The organism is Achromobacter arsenitoxydans SY8 (genome assembly GCF_000236785.1).
GTDB lineage: Bacteria > Pseudomonadota > Gammaproteobacteria > Burkholderiales > Burkholderiaceae_B > Achromobacter > Achromobacter arsenitoxydans.
The window spans coordinates 23,426-39,775 of the sequence record NZ_AGUF01000023.1 but is presented as its reverse complement, the minus strand read 5'-3'; the positions used below and the strand labels follow the sequence as shown (position 1 = coordinate 39,775).

Here is a 16,350-nt window from a genome sequence, read left to right as displayed (position 1 = left end):
GGCGGGCTCGGGCAGCGATCCGCCGGACTTGTTGGCCATGTAGACCACGGCGCGCGCGACTTCGAAGTCGGACAGCGTGGGGTTGCCGCCCTTGGCGGGCATGCCGCCCTTGCCGTGCAGCGCGACATTCAGCATGGCGTCGTAGCCCGCCTTGATGAAGGGCGCCCAGGCTGCGTTGTCGCCCATCTTGGGCGCGCCAGCGACGCCGGCGGTGTGACAGGCCGTACAGACCGCGGCAAAGACCTGTTCACCGGTCTTGAAGACCTTGGGGGCGTTGGCGTCGACGAGTTCGAATCCGGCAACCGGGGCGATCCGCCGGGCGATGGCTTCGCCGGACAGGGCATCCGAGCCCGCTCCGGTCTTGGTGCCCGTGACCACCATGTTCACCAGAAGAATGATGATGGCGATGGGAACCACGAAGGCCAGGACGACCGTGACGATCAGTTGCTTCGGGGTCTTGATGGGGGAGGAGTGCTCTTCTATGTGTTCCTGCTCGTTGCTCATGACCAAATCCTGCTAACGGGTGGGGCGCCTGGGCGGCGGCAACAGAAAATCAGTACTGCACAAGTCGGCGGCAAACCATGCCCGCCTGCAAGCAAACGCTGGATTATATAACGGTGTCATGGACGCGGGTCCAATGCAACTGAGCGGGTTTTCGATGAGATTGGCTGAGGATTTGATCCACTTCATGCAGATCGCGGAAAACTAGGTACAATACCGCCTCCTTGCGCTGCGCCCGTAGTTCAATGGATAGAATGAGAGTTTCCGAAGCTCTTGATACAGGTTCGATTCCTGTCGGGCGCGCCAAAAGATCAATGACTTAGGCGTGGTTTGGGTCCGCCCTGGACCAAAGCGGCCACGCCGGCGCCGATTCAGGCGCCATGACAGTCCCCGGAAGCCGATGCGGTACAACAAGCAGCCGCTTGGACACACGCCCGGATTCATCGCCGCACGCAGACCTTCTTGAGCCATACATGTGGCGCATCTGCCGCGCGCATTGCATTTCCCCAGAACCCCAATTGCTCCAATTTGCACGGCGCTGATCGCCAGGCCGCCGCCGTCCGCACGATCGGCTATGAAAGAGGGCAACTCAAAGGCGTGCATTTGCACTATTGCGCAATTGCGCGGTTGGCTATGAAATGGAAACCCCCAAGGTTGCATGACCGTAGACGCGAATGGTCATGGCCGCGCAAGGCTTTCCGCCGGATTCGCTTGGGAAATTAGCTCGTGGCAAAGAATTATGTGATTTCTCCCGCTGTATTCAGAAGGAGTAATGAACATGAAGCTCTTGATCGGCAAGGCGGCGATTATTTTGCTGGTGCTTTTGACCGGAATCGCCGGACGAGTCCAAGCGCAGGGGTACACGCTTGAGCAGGTGCGTCAGATTTACCTTGATGGTTTGGCCAATGATGGATACCGGCCGGAAGTGACAAAAGGCGGGAACATACAGTTCCGCCGGGAAGGCCAGAGCTTCTATGTGGTCATAAATGCCGACGACCTGAAGTACTTCAATCTGCGGACGGCTTATCTGGTCGAAGACAAATCCGAGCCGGCACGGATCAAGCGCCTGGAAGCCATCAATTACGCGAACACGCAGACCAAGGTATCGCAGGCGTCCATCGACAGCGATGGCGATCTGGTGTGCGCCATAGAGCTATACCTTGCCGACCCGAACGATATGGCCAAGCATTTGAATCGCATGCTTGCCTCGCTCGGCCTGCTCTATAAGAACTACCAGAAAAAAATGAGCGAATGATTGCCGGCTGCGCCCGGTATGACCGAATGCGCCAAGCCCCCCCGTTCGAATAAGGGGGGCTTATCTCTGCTTTGCCGGATTCAATCGTCCAGCGAAGGCACGGTGCCGATCTGCATGAGGATGCGTGGCGATTCCATGTCGCCGGTTTCCTTGTCGATCAGAACTTCATAGGCCGCGACGCCGGCGAACTTGGAGGCCATGGAATTCGCGATGCGGATGGCTCCGAATTCGCTGCTGGCCGGACGGATTTCCCCGGGGGCGACGCCATTGGCGGCGGCGCGGTAGGGAACGACGATGTACTGAACGAGATGAGCAGCTTCTGACACAGGAATTCTCCCCTGGACGACAGTTTTTCGGGCGAGCGAAATGTATCACGTAGCACTGTGTTTTTGTACAGTATTTCTTGCGGATTCGCCAACAGAATTTTCCCGCTGCATCTTCCCTCCAGGAAAACCCCTAGCGCTGCGGCATTGCCAGTCCTGTGTTTCGTCCATTAGTATTTTCGAAAATCTACTGTGTTTTATAAAACCGGGAGACAAGGATGGAGGCGAACCGCTACGACACTTACTCCGAAAACACCGCGGGCCGAGCCAATGTGGCCGACTCGCCGGAGCGAGTGGCCTATTACGAGGAACTTGCGCGGCTGGAAACGGGCGCGCTGTGGACGGTGGCGAACAAGATCGAGCCCTGGGCGCCGCGATCCGCGTCGGTGCCCGTGGTTTGGCGCTACCAGGACCTGCGCGGCCATGTGCTGCGCTCCGCCGAACTGGTGTCGCCCGAAGAGGCGGGCCGCCGCGTGATCTACCTGAACAATCCCGGGCGGCGCGACGTGGCCGCGGCGGTGGGCTGGCTGTATTCCGGTCTGCAGGTGATGAAGCCGGGCGAACTGGCGTCGGCGCACGCGCACTCCCATTCGGCGCTGCGTTTCATCATGGAAGGCCGGGGCGCGTATACGGTGGTCGACGGCCACAAGATGACGCTGGGCGCGAACGACTTCGTACTCACGCCCAACGGCACCTGGCACGAGCACGGCGTGGCGCAAGACGGCACCACCTGTATCTGGCAGGACGGCCTGGACATCCCGCTGGTCAACGCGCTGGAGGCGGGCTTCTATGCCGTGCACCCGGACCTGAACCAGACGGTCACGCACCCGGTGGACGACACCAGCGGCGCGTGGGGCGGCGTGGCGCTGCGGCCGCAGGTGTCGGGCTGGACCAAGCCGTACTCGCCGCTGTTCAAGTACGAATGGGAACCCACCTACGAGGCCCTGCGCCGCTACGCGCGCACGACCGCCGGCAGTCCCTACGACGGCGTCCTGCTCGAATATGTCAATCCGGCCACGGGCGGCGCAGTCATGCCCACCATCGGCGCCAGCATGCAGCTGCTGCGTCCCGGCGAACACACCAAGGCGCATCGGCACACCGGCAGCTTCATCTATCAGGTTGCCAAGGGCAGCGGTTTTTCCATCATCGACGGCCAGCGCTTTGACTGGACCGAGCGCGACATCTTCTGTGTGCCGTCCTGGGCCATCCACGAGCACGCCAACCTGTCTTCGAACGACGACGCCTGCCTGTTCTGTTTCAACGACCTGCCCGTGATGCGGTCGCTGTCGCTTTACCGCGAGGAAGTGGTGAAGGACAACGACGGGCATCAGATTCCATCCAAACCCTTGACTACCTGGAGTTCCTAATGCGCCTGGTGACCTTTCGCGCACATCCCACTGCCGCCGCCCGCCTGGGCGCGCTGGTCGACGGCTACGTGGTCGATCTTTTCCTGCTGGGGCAGGAGGGCGGGGTGGACCTGCCCGGCGACATGCTGGAATTCATCGACCTGGGGCCCGTCGCGGTCGCGCAGGCCTCGCGGCTGATCGACACTTTCCGCGGCAATTGGCCGGTGGGCACGGCCGTGCCGCAGGAAAATGTGAAGCTCCTGGCGCCGATCCCGCGCCCGCGCAAAAACATTTTCGGCATCGGCCTGAACTACGTGGAGCACGTCGCGGAATCCAGCCGCACGCTGGACACGTCGGCCGACCTGCCCAAGCAGCCGGTGATCTTCTCCAAGCCGCCCACCACCGTGATCGGACCGGGCGACGCCATCGAGCACAATGCGAAGATCACGCAGCAGCTCGATTGGGAAGTTGAGCTGGCCGTCATCATGGGGCGCCGCGCCTCGCGCGTGGCCGAGGCCGATGCGCTGTCTTACGTGTTCGGCTACAGCGTGATGCTGGACATGAGCGCGCGCGATTGCCGCCGCGCGGGCCAATGGATCTATTCCAAGGGCCAGGACACGTATGCGCCTTTCGGCCCTTGCATCGTGACGGCCGACGAGATCCCCGATCCGCAGGTGCTGGACTTGTGGCTGACGGTCAACGGCGAAAAGAAGCAGGGCTCGAACACGCGCCACATGCTGTTCAAGGTGCCGTTCCTGATCTCCGACATCAGCGCGGGCATCACGCTGGAACCGGGCGACATCATTGCCACCGGCACGCCGGAAGGCGTGGGCGCCGGCCGCAAGCCGCAGGAGTTCCTGTGGCCGGGCGATGTGGTCGTAGCCTGCGTCGAAGGCATCGGCACGCTGCGTCATCCCGTGGTGGCGGTGTAGGAGGGCGGCGCTTGAAACCCAGGATCAAGGCCCCGCGCGAGGACGCTGCCGCGAACGGCGCCCCGGAAGTCGAAGACATCACGCTGTCCGAGCAGATCTACCGGCAGCTGCGCCGCGACATCATGCAGGGCGCCTTTGCGCCGGGGCAGTCGCTGCGCCTGGAGCTGCTCAAGCAGCGCTATGGCGGCAGTTTTTCGCCCATCCGCGAGGCGCTGAACCGGCTGCGCAGCGAGCGCATGGTGCTGACCACCACGTCGCGCGGCTTCCGGATCGCGCCGCTGTCCGTGGAGGAAATGCGCGATGCCTGCGAGACCCGCATCCTGATTGATTGCGATGCGCTGCGGCGGTCGCTGGCCAACGCCGACGACGCCTGGGAGGCGCGCGTGGTCGGGGCGTTCCACGCGCTGGCGCTGGCCGCCAAGCGCGCGGACGATGCGCCCGTGCCGGACGAGGACAGCGAAGACGTGCTTGAGGCCCGCCACCAGGACTTCCATCAGGCGCTGATCGGCGCCTGCCGTTCGCCCTGGTTGCTGGACCTTTCCGCGCAGCTCTACGCCCAGACGGAACGCTACCGCCGGCCCGCGCGCAGCCGCGCCTTGGCCTACGGACCCGAACGCAACGTCGATGACGAGCACCGTCTGCTGCTGGACGCCGCGATCTCGCGCGACGCCGAACGCGCCGCCGCGCTGCTGGCCGAGCACTATCGCAGGACGGCGCAGGTGATCGAGCGGATCCTTGCCGCGTCCGGGGAGCAGGCAAAGACCTGAACCGCGCGGCGCGCCCGATGTCGTAAGCTTGTCGTCCATGGCTGACCTGAAACTCCTTGAAGACCTGATCGCGCTGGCGCAGACCGGCAGCTTCGTGCGCGCCGCCGAACTGCGCCATGTGACGCATCCCGCCTTCGGACGACGCATCCGCGCGCTGGAAACGTGGGCCGGCGTGCCGCTGGTGGACCGCCAGCGCCTGCCGGTGACGCTGACCCCCGAGGGCGAGGCCCTGCTCAAGACGGCGACGCAGGTGATCGAGCAGATGGGCCTGGTGCGTCATCGCATCCGAAGTTCCGGCGCGGGAGGCGAAGCCGTGCTGCGCATCGCCACGGGCCGCAGCCTGGCGCGCACGCTGGTGGCCGACTGGATCGCCCGGCTGCGGCACCGCACGCCCAAGGTGCTGACCGAGGGCACGCAGGTGGAACTGTCCACCGGCAAGGCGCAGGACCTGGTGATCCGGCTGGAACAGGGCAAGGTCGACCTGCTGTGCTGCTACGAGCATCCGGCGCTGTCCGTGCCCCTCAGCCCGTCGCGCTACCGCTACATGACGCTGGCGACCGACAAGCTGGTGCCCGTCAGCCAGGTGGATGCCCGCGGCCGTCCGCGCTATCTGCTGGACGAGGGCGGCGCGGCGGTGCCGCTGATCACGTATACGGGCGGCCTGGCGATGGAGCGCATCGTTGGCGACCGGCTCGAAGCCACCCCCTATCCTCTGACGCCCTTCGTGCGCAGCGATTCGCTGGACGCGGCGCATGGCGCGGTCGCCAAGGGCGTGGGCGTTGCGTGGCTGCCCTGGTCCATGGTTGCCGCGGACTGCCGGCGCGGGGCGCTGGCCGCGCTGGGCGGGCGCAGCGACGAGATCGCGTTCGAGGTCCGCCTGTACCGGCCGCGCGCCCGGCTGACCGATCTGGCGGAAGCCGCCTGGGAAGCCACCGCCAGCCGCAAGGCCTGATTTCAAGGCCTGAGGCCCGATTAGCACAAAGATGTGCCGTTTCGGCACGGTCTGCGCGCGGGCGGCGCTCGAAAATACTTCCCGAAATTCAAACGAGACGGCCACGCCGTCCATCCACAGCACCCCAAGGAAGAAAACCATGAAGTCCATCCTGCACCCGATGCGCGCAGCGCTCGTCTCGCTCTGTGCCGCGTCGACCCTTGCCGCCGCGCCCGCCGCCAGCGCGGCCGACTATCCCTCCCGCAGCATTTCGCTGATCGTGGGCTACCCGGCCGGCGGCAGCCTGGACCTGACCGCCCGCCTGCTGGGCGAGGAACTGGGCAAGCGCCTGGGCCAGACCGTCGTGGTCGAGAACGTCGGCGGCGCCGGCGGCACGATCGGCGCACAGCGCGTGGCGCGCGCCACGCCGGATGGCTACACGATTTTCCTGGGCTCCACCAATGAAATGGTGATCGCCCGCATGATCAACACCGCGGTGAAGTACGACAGCGCCAAGGACTTCACGGCGCTGGGCATCGTGGCCTCGCAGCCGATGCTGCTGGCGGCCAGCAAGAACTCGGGCGTGAAGACCGCCGCCGACTACCTGCAGAAGCTCAAGGGCGCGGCGCCGGGCACGTTCAACTATGGCTCGTCGGGCGTGGGCACGACGCTGCACCTGGCCGGTGAAATGATCAATCAGGCCACGGGCACGCGCGCTGAGCACGTGCCTTACCGCGGCGTGTCGCCGCTGGTCACCGACCTGATGAGCGGCCAGCTGGACTTCGGCATGCTGGTCCTGTCCTCGGGCTTGCCGCAGGTGCGCAGCGGCAACATCGTGGCGCTGGGCCTGACCGAGAACAAGCGCTCGCCCGCCGCGCCCGAAATCGCGCCGCTGGCGGCGACCCCGGGCTTCGAGTCCGTCGACATCAACCTGTGGTTTGCGCTCTACGGCCCGGCGGGCCTGCCCGAGCCGGTGATGGCCAAGCTGCGCGGCGCGCTGGACGAAACGCTGAAGTCGGAACAGTTCCGCGCCAAGATGCAGGATGCCGGCGGCGAAGTGGCCAAGCCGGGCGTCGACCCCGTGGCCTTCCAGGCCGAAGAGACCAAGAAGTACGGCGCGCTGGTCAAGGCCGCCAAAATCGAAGCGCAGTAAGCCGGCGCCTCCAATAATCCCATCGTAAGACCACGCATCTAGCGGATACCACCATGCAATTCAAGCTTCCCGTCCCCGACCTCGCCGCCGAGCGCGTTGGCAATACCGATACGCCCGGGGTGTGGCACTTTGATTCGGGCGTGCCGGGACGGGCGCTCATGGTGTCCGCGCTGGTGCATGGCAACGAGCTGTGCGGCGCATGGGCGCTGAAGGACCTGCTCGCGTCGGGGCTGCGCCCGCGCCGCGGCAGCCTGACGCTGGCGTTCTGCAACCTGGATGCGTTCGACCGCTTCGACCTTTCCAGCCACGACGCCTCGCGCTTCGTGCAGGAAGACATGAACCGCGTCTGGAGCGCCGAGCGCCTGGACAACCCGACCACGCCGGACCGCCAGCGCGGCGCCGCGCTGCGCCCCTGGGTGCGGCGCGCCGACTGGCTGCTGGACCTGCATTCCATGCACGAGCCGGGCGCGCCCCTGCTGCTGACCGGTGTGCTGCCGCGCAATATCGCGCTGGCGCGCCGCCTGAAGGCGCCGCAGCATGTGATCGTAGACGCGGGCCACAAGGACGGTGTGCGCATGCGCGACTTCGAGCATTTTGGCGATCCCGCCCGCGAAGACGCTTGCGCCCTGCTGATCGAATGCGGCTTCCATGGCGACCTGTCCTCGCGCGACGTGGCGCGCGACATGGCGGCTCGGATGCTGGTGGAGTCGGGCGTGGTGGACGCGGCGGACGTACCCGCGGGCTGGCTGCTGCCGGATCCGGCCGAGCAGCGCGTGCTGGAAGTGACGGACGCCGTGGTGGCGCCGTCCATGAACGTGCGTTTTGCCGGGGAATGGACGGGACTGGAGACGTTCGAGAAAGCGGGCTCGGCGATCGGCTGGGCCGACGATCAGCCCGTGGTGACGCCGTACGACAACTGCACGCTGATCATGCCGTCGTTGCGGCAGTTAAAGCCTGGCGTGACGGTGGTGAGGCTGGCCCGCGACTACGCGGGCTGAAGACGGGGGGCGCTGCGCGCTGCGCGGCCTTACTTCTGCGGCGTGTAGCGCAATTCGTCGAGCTGGTAGCCCTGCCCCGTAGCGGCGGCCAGCGCCTTGTCCAGTTCTTCCTTGGGCAGTTGCGGCGAGCGCGACAGGATCCACAAGTACTTGCGGTCGGGCGTGCCCACGACGGCCCAACGGTACTCCGGGTCCAGGCCGATCACCCAGTAATCGCCCTTGAAAGGCTTGGCGAACGAGACTTCGAGCTTGGCATTGTTGCTGCCCTCGACCACCGTGGCGGTGCCCGACGCCGAATCTATATCCCCATCCTTCGTGCGGCAGCGGTTGTTCACACCGATCGTGCCGTCCGCGTGCGCCGTGTACTCGGCGGTGGTGTCTCCCACGCAGTTGCGCTGGAAGAACATGGGGAAATTCGCGATTTCGTACCACTTACCCGCATAGCGTTTCAGATCGACGGATTCGACGGTTTGCATGGGTGGCGGCGCGGCATGGGCTAGGCCCGTCATGCTGGCCGCCAGGGCCAGCAGGAATGTTGCGGTGCGGCGCATGGAAAAACCTCCTTGTGACTGGTAAGGTCCGCGCCGCCCGGCTGACGGGGCGCGCGGACCGAACCTCAACGATACGCCTTATTTGCTCGGGGCTTTCAGCGCCGCGTGGTAGCGGGTCACGTAGGTGTCGAAATCCTCGGTGTCGGATTGTTCCAGGCGCAGCTGTTCGGCGGCGGATTGCCGGGCCGCTTCCTGGTAGGACGCGGCGACCGCGGCGGGCAGCGGCTGCGCGCGCAGGGTATCCGCGTGCCGGCGGCTCAGGTCCAGCGAGTAGTCATGGAACGACAAGCCGCTGTCCTTCAGCGAGGCCAGCAGGCGGGCCGATGGCGTGGAGTCCGGCTGGTCAAGCTTGGCGCGCTGCGCGGCCAGCGCCTCGGCGTACGCGCTGCCGCCAAGGGCGGCGTCGTACAGGGCGGCGTAGGGCGCGATCTGGTCCAGCAGTTCATGACCCCACTGCGCAAGTCCGATGGACTGGCCATCGCGGTCGAGCATCAGGCCTGGCTTGCGGCCTTCTTTTACGACGATCGAGAAGTTGTCGGCGCTGCGCTGACAGTAACCGTTGGCGGGGAAGAACGGGCTGTCGGACGCGGTGCAGAACAGCAGGAAGGCGTCGACGAAGCGCGAGGTGACGGCGTCGATGCCCACGGGCGAAAACGGATCAATATCCAGGCAGCGCACTTCCACGTACTGCACGCCGCGTTCGGCCAGCGCCGTGATGGGGCGTTCGCAGCGGCCGGTGGCCCGCTTGGGGCGGATGCTGGAGTAGTACTCGTTTTCGATCTGCAGCACGTTGGTGTTGAGCTGGATCCATTCGCCGTTGCGATGCGTGCCGATCTTCTGGTATTCGGGCCAGGGTTGCGTCACGGCGCCGTACAGGCGGCCAAGGAAAGTGTCCAGGTCGTTGTAGCAGAGCTTGAGCTGCGACTGCGCTTTGTTCTGGTAACCCAGGTCGCTCATGCGCAGGCTGGTGGCGTAGGGCAGGTACAGCGTGTGGTCGCCCAGTTTGTCCAGGGCGTGCTCCTGGCCGCGCAGGAAATCGCTGGCCAGGGCCGGGGCCGCACCGAACAGGTACATCAGCAGCCAGGAATAGCGCGTGAAGTTGCGGATCAGGCCGATGTAGCCGCGCGAACGGCGGTCCTGCACGGTGCCGGGCTGCGTATCCAGCACGGACCAGAGGTCTTCGGCCAGCGAGAAGTTGTAGTGCACGCCGGCGATGCATTGCATCGTCTTGCCATAGCGCTCGGCCAGGCCGCGGCGGTACACGTGCTTGAGCATGCCCGTATTGGACGTGCCGTACCAGGCGATGGGAATGTCCGCCTCGGACGGCAGCGTCGCGGGCATGGACTGGTTCCAGATCAGCTCGTGGTCCAGCACGCCGTAGACATGGCGGTGGGTGTCGGTAAGCTCGGCCAGCAGCGCGTCCGCGTTGGTGTGCGTGCCCGTGATGAGTTCGAGCAGGGATTCGGAGTAGTCGGTGGTGACGTGTTCGTTCGTCAGCGCCGAGCCGAGCCCGACGGGGTGCGGCGTGCGGGACAGGACGCCTTGTTCGTCCACGCGCAAGCCTTCTTTTTCGATGCCGCGCAAGGTCTGGGCGAGCAGCGAGCGGTTGGCCTCCAGGCGGGAGAGGCGGTTGGCGGCGGTATCAGTCACGGATTCTTCTCGTTTGGGGCTGTCGCCGGATTTTACGGGGTGCTGGCCTCCTGTGCTGAGGGAACCAGTACTGGGGACAGGGACAATGCCTGAGCCGTCCGCGCCAGCCATTCGTCCAGGTCAGCATAGACCGGATCGGCGATGGGCGCGGTTTCGTTGAAAATCTCGTGCCAGGCGGTGTCGTACCAGCGCAGGGTAAGCAATTCGGCGGGGGCCCTTTGGGCGAACTGGCGGCTGCCTTCGGCCGCCACGATGGAGTCGTCGCCGGCCACCATCAGCAGGGTGCGGCAGGGCAGCAGACAGGCTTCCCGCAGTGCCTGCCGGCCATTTTCGTCTACGAAGCGGGCCAGCCGTCCTGTCATGCGGCGCCGCACCAGGGGATCGGCCCGGTAGGCCTTCACGACCGCCCGGTCGTGGGAGATCCGGGCTGGCGCCAGCCCGTGCGGCACCTGCAGATCGGGCGCGTGCAGCGACATCCAGGACAGGGTGCGGCGCACCCACAGTGGCACGTTGACAACAAAGGGCGGGGAGCTGAGCACCAGTCCGTCCAGGTCGGCCAGCCGGCGCTGGGCGATGCGCACCGCGACCAGGGCGCCCAGGCTGTGCCCCAGCAGGATGGGCGGCCGGCCCTGGGCCTGTGTCCAGTCGCGCAGCCGGTCCACGGCGTCGGTCACCAGATCTTCCTGGTGCCGCAGGGTGGCGGGCCGTCCAGAGGAGCGGCCATGGCCCCGGTGATCGTGCGCGCCGACGGTCCAGCCGCGCGCGGTCAGCCAGCGCGCCAGGCGGTCATAGCGCCCGGCATGCTCGCTAAGCCCGTGCAGGAGGTAGATATTGGGGCGGCCCGTGCCGGGGCGGCCCATGCCGGGGCGGCCCGTGCCGGCATCGGCCGCATCGGCGATGGGCGGAGGCACGTTGGGCGCCGCGGGCCAGCAATAATTGGCCAGCGGCGTGCCGTCGGGCGCGGGGGTCATCGAAATCGGCGACAATTTCTGCATTCCTCGAATTGACTAGACCCTGCGGGTCCTCGGGTAATGACGATTTCATCGCTGTTTCGTTTCATGTTCAAGAAAGCCGGCCTTCTTTTAGGGCTGACGCTGGCGTTGGCCGCATGCTCGCCCAGTTACAACTGGCGCGAGATGGACGTGGCGGACGGCCACGTGCGCGCGGCGTTTCCCGCCCGCGTGTCCACGGAAACCCGCGACTTGAAGCTGGACACCCACACCCTGCACTTCACACTGGCCAGCGCCACCGTGGGCGAGGCGGTCTTTGCGGTGGGATCGGCGCCGCTGCCGCCGGAGATCGCGGCCAGCCCGGTGGCCCGGCAGGCGCTGGGTGTCGCGTTGATGCGGTCGCTCTATGCCAACATGCAGTCCCCGCCGCCGACGGAATGGCCGCCTTATGGCCAGGACATCGAAGTGCGCGGCAAGGCGATGGGCAAGCCCGGCTGGCTGCAGGCCAAGGTCTGGGTTACCGACACCATGATGATTCAGGCCGTGGCGGCCGGCACGGAAGAGAGCCTGCCGGCCGAACGCGCGCGGGAATTCCTGCGGTCGGTTGTCGTCAAGCCTTGACGGGGCCCAGCAGCCCCAGCCGCAGGGCCGCGATTACCGCGGCGCGCCGGCCGCGCACGCCCAGTTTGGCGCACGCGTTGCGCAGGTGGAAGTTCACGGTGCTTTCGCTTACGCCCAGGATGCGCGAGGTTTCCCAACTGGTCTTGCCGGCGGCAGACCAATGGAGGCAGGCGGCCTGGCGGTCGGACAGGGGCTTGGCGGACGGCAGCGTCGCGCCGTCCGTGGACGATGGGATTGGCGGAACGGGCTTCGGCGTTGCGGGCATGGAGGACATGGCGGCGGAGCGGTGGGGCGGTGCGCCCATGGGTGGACAATGGCCCGCATGCTGCGGTCCACGGCGTCCGCCGGGCAAGCAATGATGCCGCAAGGCATCAATCTTTTTATCTCGTACGGAATTACCTGATGTTGGCCATCGCGCAGTTTTACTTTTCAGCCATCGTGCTGATGTTGCCCCTGCTTTCCTGCGTGGGAATCGGGCTGTACTGGGGCAAGCGCGATCTCCCCTTCGGCGGCAGTTTCATCACGACGCTGGTGACGTCGGTGACCACGCCCGCCCTGGTGTTCCATACGTTTGTCACGACCCACCTCGACGACCGCGCGCTGGCCGACGTGGCCGCAGCCACCCTCATCGCCCTGCTGCTTTGCGCGCTGCTATGCGCGGCGCTGCTCAAGGCCTGGAAGCTGCCAGTGCGCAGCATGCTGCCTACGGCCTTCCTGCCCAACGCGGGCAATCTCGGGCTGCCGATCTCGCAGCTCGCCTTTGGCGACGCCGGCCTGTCGGTCGCGGTGGCGTTCTTTGCCGTCAACTCCTTCGTCATGCACACCATCGCGGTGCGGCTGCTGCCGGGCGTAAACACCAAGGGAAGCTGGAAAAGCCCGATTCTGCTGGCGTCGGTGGTGGCCGTGGCGATGCGCATGCTGCACATCCCGGTCCCCGACTGGGTCATCGAGACCGCACGCATGCTGGGCGCGGTCACGGTGCCGCTGATGCTGCTGAGCCTGGGCCACGCCCTGGCGCTGATTCCTTCCAATGGCGTGCGCGATGGCGCGAAAGTCGGGGCAATTCGCCTGGTCGTGGGCCTGCTCACGGGGCTGGCCGTGGTGTGGGCGCTGGACCTGGAGCCGGTGCTGGCGGGCGCGCTGACCCTGCAGATGGCCATGCCCTGCGCCGTGGTCAGCTACATGTACACCCGGCGCTATACGCCGCTGGGAGACACCGCGGCGGGCGCCGTGCTGGTGTCCACCGTGGTGTTTCTGTTGCTGGCGCCCCTGGCGCTGTGGTTCACCCACGGGCAGTAGGGCGCGCGGGGCCTGTCAGCTCGCGCCTGCCATGGCGCGCAGTTGCGTCATCAGGGCGTCGGGCAGGTCCAGGCCGTGCTTGATGGCTTCGTCGCGCAGTTTGCGGCGGCGCTCGCCGGGCAGGCGCACACCCTCGTCCTGGAGCATGGCGTCGACCAGCGTGTCGACGCGTTCCAGGTAAGCGTCGTTGCCGGCCAGCGCGCCCGGGTCGATCGCCATGAATGCCTGCCCCAGGCGCGCCGGGCCGCCTTCGTCCACGAAGAACGATTCCGTTTCGAAGCCGAAACGCGCGCCGGTCAGCGCGCAAACCATCAATTCGACGACGAGCGCCAGCATGGCGCCCTTGACGCCGCCCGCCGGCAGCATGCTGCCCGCCAGCCCGGCCTTTGGGTCGGTGGTGGGCTGCCCGTCCGCGTCCAGCGCCCAGCCCAGCGGGATGGGCTGATTGTCGCGGGCCGCGATCATGAGCTTGCCGCGCGCTACCTGCGATAGCGACAGGTCGATCACCAGGCGGGCGCCGCCCCGGCGCGGAAAGACCGCCGCGATGGGATTGGTGCCGAACAGCGGGCGCTTGCCGCCCCAGGCGGGCATGGCGGCGGGCGAATTGCTGAGCGCAAGCGCCACCATTCCGGCGTCGGCCAGGGCCTCCAGGTGATAGGCCGCCACGCCGAAGTGATGGCTGTTCGAAATGCCGACGAACGCCACCCCGTGTTCGCGGGCGCGCGCCGCAGCCTCGCCCACGGCCATGGCGCAGGCGGGAAAGGCCAGGCCGGAGCCAGCGTCGATCAGCGCTGCGCCGCCGCGCTGATGCACGATGCGGGGCACGGCCGTGCCGATGGCGCGGCCCGTGCGCAGGTGCCCGGCGTAGAACGGCACGCGCGACAGGCCGTGGGAGCTGAGCCCCTGGCTTTCCGCGTAGACCAGCGCGCGGGCGGTGCTGTCGGCCATGTCGGGGTTGGCGCCGGCGGCGGCCAGGCCGGCCGCGGCCAGGTGTTGGAGTTCGTCCAGATAGATGTGAGCCATATCCTTCCTGTCGTGGGACGCGCGCCGCGCGCCGTCAGCGGGCGCGGCCGTCAAGCGCTATTGTCACCCCGGCGGCCACCATGTCGGAAACGCGCGTGTTGGCCTCTTGCGTCAGACCGGCGATGTGCGGGGTGAGGATCAGATTGGGGACGTCGTCCAGCGCGCTGCCGGCGCGCAGGGGTTCCTCTTCGAACACGTCCAGCGCCGCGCCGCGCAGGTGGCCGGCGCGCAAGGCGGCCGCCAGGGCCGCCTCGTCCACGATGCCGCCGCGCGAGGTGTTGATGAGGATGGCGCCCGGGCGCATGCGTCCGATGCGGCCGGCGTCCAGCAGATGCCGGGTGTCGGCGGTGAGCGGCACGTGCAGCGTCACGACGTCTGCCTGTGCAAGCAGCTCGTCCAGCGTCAGCGGCGCGGCCCCCGCTACCTGCCAGGCCGGGTGCCCGGGCGGCAGCGCCGCATCGCTGCCCACGACCCGCATGCCCAGTCCGCGGGCAAGCTGCGCCGCCAGCCGGCCGATGCCGCCGAATCCCACCACGCCCAGCGTCCGACCGTGCGCCTCCAGACCCTGAGACAGCGCGGGGCGCGGCCACCTGCCCGCCGCGACGTCGGGCGTGGCCGCGTACGCGCCGCGCAAGAGCGCCAGCATTGTGCCGATGACGTACTCGGCCACCGCACGGGCGTTGGCGCCGGTCGCGGGGATGACCTGGATGCCGCGCGCCTCGCAGCCGGGCAGGTCGATGTTGTCCAGCCCCACGCCCAGCCGGCCCACGACCAGCAGGCGCGGCGCGGCCGCCAGCAGTTCGGCGTTCACCTGGCTGCGGTTGCGCACGATCAGGGCGTCGGCCTGCGCGGCCGCGTCGAGCAAGGCGCCGCGCTGCTCGACCAGGTCGGGGGCGTAGCGCACGTCGAACCGCTGCCGCAAGGCATCGACGGCGGGCGCGTCCATGAACTCCGAAATCAGTACTCGCATCTGCCGGACTCCTCTTCGTGATGGGCAGGTTGGCCGCGTGTCAGGCGACCTGGATGTTGGCGTCGCGGATGATCTTGGCCCAGCGCTCGACCTCGGACTTCAGGTAGGCGCCGAACTCCTGCGGGCCGCGCGGCTGGGGCACGAAGCCCAGTTGCAGCAGGGCCTGCTGCATGGCGGGCTGCGACACCTGTTTGACGATGGCGCCGCCGATGCGCTGGATCAGTTCCGGCGGCGTTCCGGCGGGCGCCAGCACGCCGGTGAAGTTCTCGACGATCAGGTCCGGCAGGCCCGCTTCGGCCGTGGTGGGCAGATCCGGCAGGTCCTTGCTGCGCTTGCGCGTGGTGATGGCCAGCGCGCGCAGCGATCCGTTCTTCACGTGCGCCAGCGATTCGGGATAGTTGGAGAACACCACGTCCAGGTGGCCGCCGATCAGGTCCGTCAGCGACGGCGCGCCGCCCTTGTAGGGCACGTGCGTCAGCGGCGTGCCGGTGAGCTTCTGGTACAGCGCCAGCGTCAGGTGCGGCGGGGTGCCGTTGCCGCTGGAACCCGCCGACAGCGGCTTGGCCCGGGCCGCGCGAGCCAGGTCGTCCATGTTCTTGATGGAGCTCTTGGCGTTGACCACCACCATGATGGGCGAAGACGCGAGCCCCGCCAGCGGCGTCAGGTCGCGAGTCAGGTCGTAGCCCGCCTTGCCCGCGAACAGCGTGGCGTTGGCGGCGTGCGACAGGGTGATGGCCAGCCAGGTGTAGCCGTCGGGCGCGGCGTGCGAGACATGGGCGGCGCCGATGTTCGCGCTGCCGCCGGGTTTGTTTTCCACCACCACGTTCCAGCGTTCGGCGTCGCTGAGCGCCTTGCCCACCTGCCGCGCGGCGACGTCGGTCAGGCCGCCAGGGGGAAAGGGTACGACGTAATTGATGGGGCGTTCGGGCCAGGCGCCTTTCTGCGCCAGCGCGCGCTCCCATGGCGTCAGCGCACAGAGGCCGGCGGCGCCCAGGGCGCCGAGCAGGCGCCTGCGCTGTGCGTCGTGCAGGGGGTATTGCGGTTCGCTACTCATCTGTCTTCCTCCTTGGGGGTGGCGCC

18 protein-coding genes and 1 tRNA gene are annotated in these 16,350 nt (G+C 67.1%); 10 read left to right on the top strand and 9 right to left on the bottom strand.

Going from position 1 to position 16,350, the window contains the following annotated elements:
- On the bottom strand, positions 1-504 hold a 504-nt coding region (locus tag KYC_RS05280; protein WP_008159604.1), incomplete at its 3' end, for a c-type cytochrome.
- Positions 505-732: 228 nt separating this feature from the next.
- Between KYC_RS05280 and KYC_RS05275 the strand changes: the two genes are divergently transcribed.
- Together KYC_RS05275 and KYC_RS05270 are read left to right on the top strand one after the other, a co-directional pair.
- Positions 733-807 (top strand) — tRNA-Arg (locus KYC_RS05275).
- A 472-nt stretch (positions 808-1,279) separates the two neighbouring features.
- The gene (locus tag KYC_RS05270) at positions 1,280-1,756 is read left to right on the top strand and encodes a type III secretion system chaperone family protein (protein ID WP_167310239.1); all 477 of its coding nucleotides are present in this window, start codon (positions 1,280-1,282) and stop codon (positions 1,754-1,756) included.
- A gap of 80 nt (positions 1,757-1,836) precedes the next feature.
- Here KYC_RS05270 and KYC_RS05265 read toward each other — a convergent pair whose 3' ends face one another.
- On the bottom strand, positions 1,837-2,082 hold the full coding sequence (locus tag KYC_RS05265; RefSeq protein ID WP_006227235.1) for a hypothetical protein: 246 nt from the start codon (positions 2,080-2,082) through the stop codon (positions 1,837-1,839).
- A 215-nt stretch (positions 2,083-2,297) separates the two neighbouring features.
- Here KYC_RS05265 and KYC_RS05260 point away from each other — a divergent pair, with 215 nt between their 5' ends.
- From KYC_RS05260 to KYC_RS05235, 6 genes are all read left to right on the top strand, one after another.
- Positions 2,298-3,446, top strand: a complete 1,149-nt coding sequence (locus tag KYC_RS05260) for a cupin domain-containing protein (RefSeq protein ID WP_008159599.1) — start codon at positions 2,298-2,300, stop codon at positions 3,444-3,446.
- Entirely contained in the window at positions 3,446-4,357 is a 912-nt protein-coding gene (locus KYC_RS05255) for a fumarylacetoacetate hydrolase family protein (protein ID WP_008159597.1), read from the top strand. The genes KYC_RS05260 and KYC_RS05255 overlap by 1 nt, the downstream gene beginning before the upstream one ends.
- Positions 4,358-4,368: 11 nt before the next feature.
- Positions 4,369-5,124, top strand: coding sequence for a GntR family transcriptional regulator (locus KYC_RS05250; RefSeq protein ID WP_008159596.1), 756 nt, complete (start codon positions 4,369-4,371; stop codon positions 5,122-5,124).
- Between the two features lie 37 nt (positions 5,125-5,161).
- On the top strand, positions 5,162-6,076 hold the full coding sequence (locus tag KYC_RS05245) for a LysR family transcriptional regulator (protein WP_008159594.1): 915 nt from the start codon (positions 5,162-5,164) through the stop codon (positions 6,074-6,076).
- Positions 6,077-6,215: 139 nt separating this feature from the next.
- The gene (locus tag KYC_RS05240) at positions 6,216-7,208 is read left to right on the top strand and encodes a Bug family tripartite tricarboxylate transporter substrate binding protein (RefSeq protein WP_008159592.1); all 993 of its coding nucleotides are present in this window, start codon (positions 6,216-6,218) and stop codon (positions 7,206-7,208) included.
- 53 nt (positions 7,209-7,261) lie between these two features.
- Positions 7,262-8,206, top strand: coding sequence for a M14 family metallopeptidase (locus KYC_RS05235; protein ID WP_008159590.1), 945 nt, complete (start codon positions 7,262-7,264; stop codon positions 8,204-8,206).
- A gap of 29 nt (positions 8,207-8,235) precedes the next feature.
- Here the strand turns inward: KYC_RS05235 and KYC_RS05230 are convergent, their stop codons facing one another.
- The 3 genes from KYC_RS05230 to KYC_RS05220 all read right to left on the bottom strand — a co-directional run bounded on the left by KYC_RS05230 (position 8,236) and on the right by KYC_RS05220 (position 11,393).
- The gene (locus KYC_RS05230; RefSeq protein ID WP_008159588.1) at positions 8,236-8,757 is read right to left on the bottom strand and encodes a lipocalin family protein; all 522 of its coding nucleotides are present in this window, start codon (positions 8,755-8,757) and stop codon (positions 8,236-8,238) included.
- Between the two features lie 78 nt (positions 8,758-8,835).
- Entirely contained in the window at positions 8,836-10,407 is a 1,572-nt protein-coding gene (gene gshA / locus KYC_RS05225) for a glutamate--cysteine ligase (protein WP_008159586.1), read from the bottom strand.
- Positions 10,408-10,439: 32 nt separating this feature from the next.
- A complete protein-coding gene (locus KYC_RS05220) occupies positions 10,440-11,393 on the bottom strand; it encodes an alpha/beta hydrolase (protein WP_008159584.1) in 954 nt (317 codons plus the stop codon).
- A 45-nt stretch (positions 11,394-11,438) separates the two neighbouring features.
- Here KYC_RS05220 and KYC_RS05215 point away from each other — a divergent pair, with 45 nt between their 5' ends.
- Positions 11,439-11,978 carry a hypothetical protein gene (locus tag KYC_RS05215; protein ID WP_008159582.1) on the top strand — a complete coding sequence of 180 codons (540 nt, stop codon included), beginning with the start codon at positions 11,439-11,441 and terminating at the stop codon, positions 11,976-11,978.
- On the opposite strand, the gene KYC_RS05210 is transcribed toward KYC_RS05215, so the two are convergent.
- Entirely contained in the window at positions 11,968-12,243 is a 276-nt protein-coding gene (locus KYC_RS05210; protein WP_100148258.1) for a helix-turn-helix domain-containing protein, read from the bottom strand. The two genes, KYC_RS05215 and KYC_RS05210, sit on opposite strands and share 11 nt — an antisense overlap.
- A 137-nt stretch (positions 12,244-12,380) precedes the next feature.
- Between KYC_RS05210 and KYC_RS05205 the strand changes: the two genes are divergently transcribed.
- On the top strand, positions 12,381-13,277 hold the full coding sequence (locus tag KYC_RS05205; protein WP_008159578.1) for an AEC family transporter: 897 nt from the start codon (positions 12,381-12,383) through the stop codon (positions 13,275-13,277).
- A 15-nt stretch (positions 13,278-13,292) separates the two neighbouring features.
- Here KYC_RS05205 and KYC_RS05200 read toward each other — a convergent pair whose 3' ends face one another.
- Genes KYC_RS05200 through KYC_RS05190 form a run of 3 tightly spaced genes read right to left on the bottom strand, consistent with a single transcriptional unit; the run spans position 13,293 to position 16,324 of the window.
- The gene (locus KYC_RS05200) at positions 13,293-14,300 is read right to left on the bottom strand and encodes an Ldh family oxidoreductase (RefSeq protein WP_043517604.1); all 1,008 of its coding nucleotides are present in this window, start codon (positions 14,298-14,300) and stop codon (positions 13,293-13,295) included.
- A 34-nt stretch (positions 14,301-14,334) separates the two neighbouring features.
- A complete protein-coding gene (locus KYC_RS05195; protein ID WP_008159574.1) occupies positions 14,335-15,270 on the bottom strand; it encodes a hydroxyacid dehydrogenase in 936 nt (311 codons plus the stop codon).
- A gap of 40 nt (positions 15,271-15,310) precedes the next feature.
- Positions 15,311-16,324 (bottom strand): Bug family tripartite tricarboxylate transporter substrate binding protein, encoded by a 1,014-nt coding sequence (locus tag KYC_RS05190; protein WP_008159573.1) that lies wholly within the window; start codon positions 16,322-16,324, stop codon positions 15,311-15,313.
- Positions 16,325-16,350 lie beyond the last annotated feature (26 nt).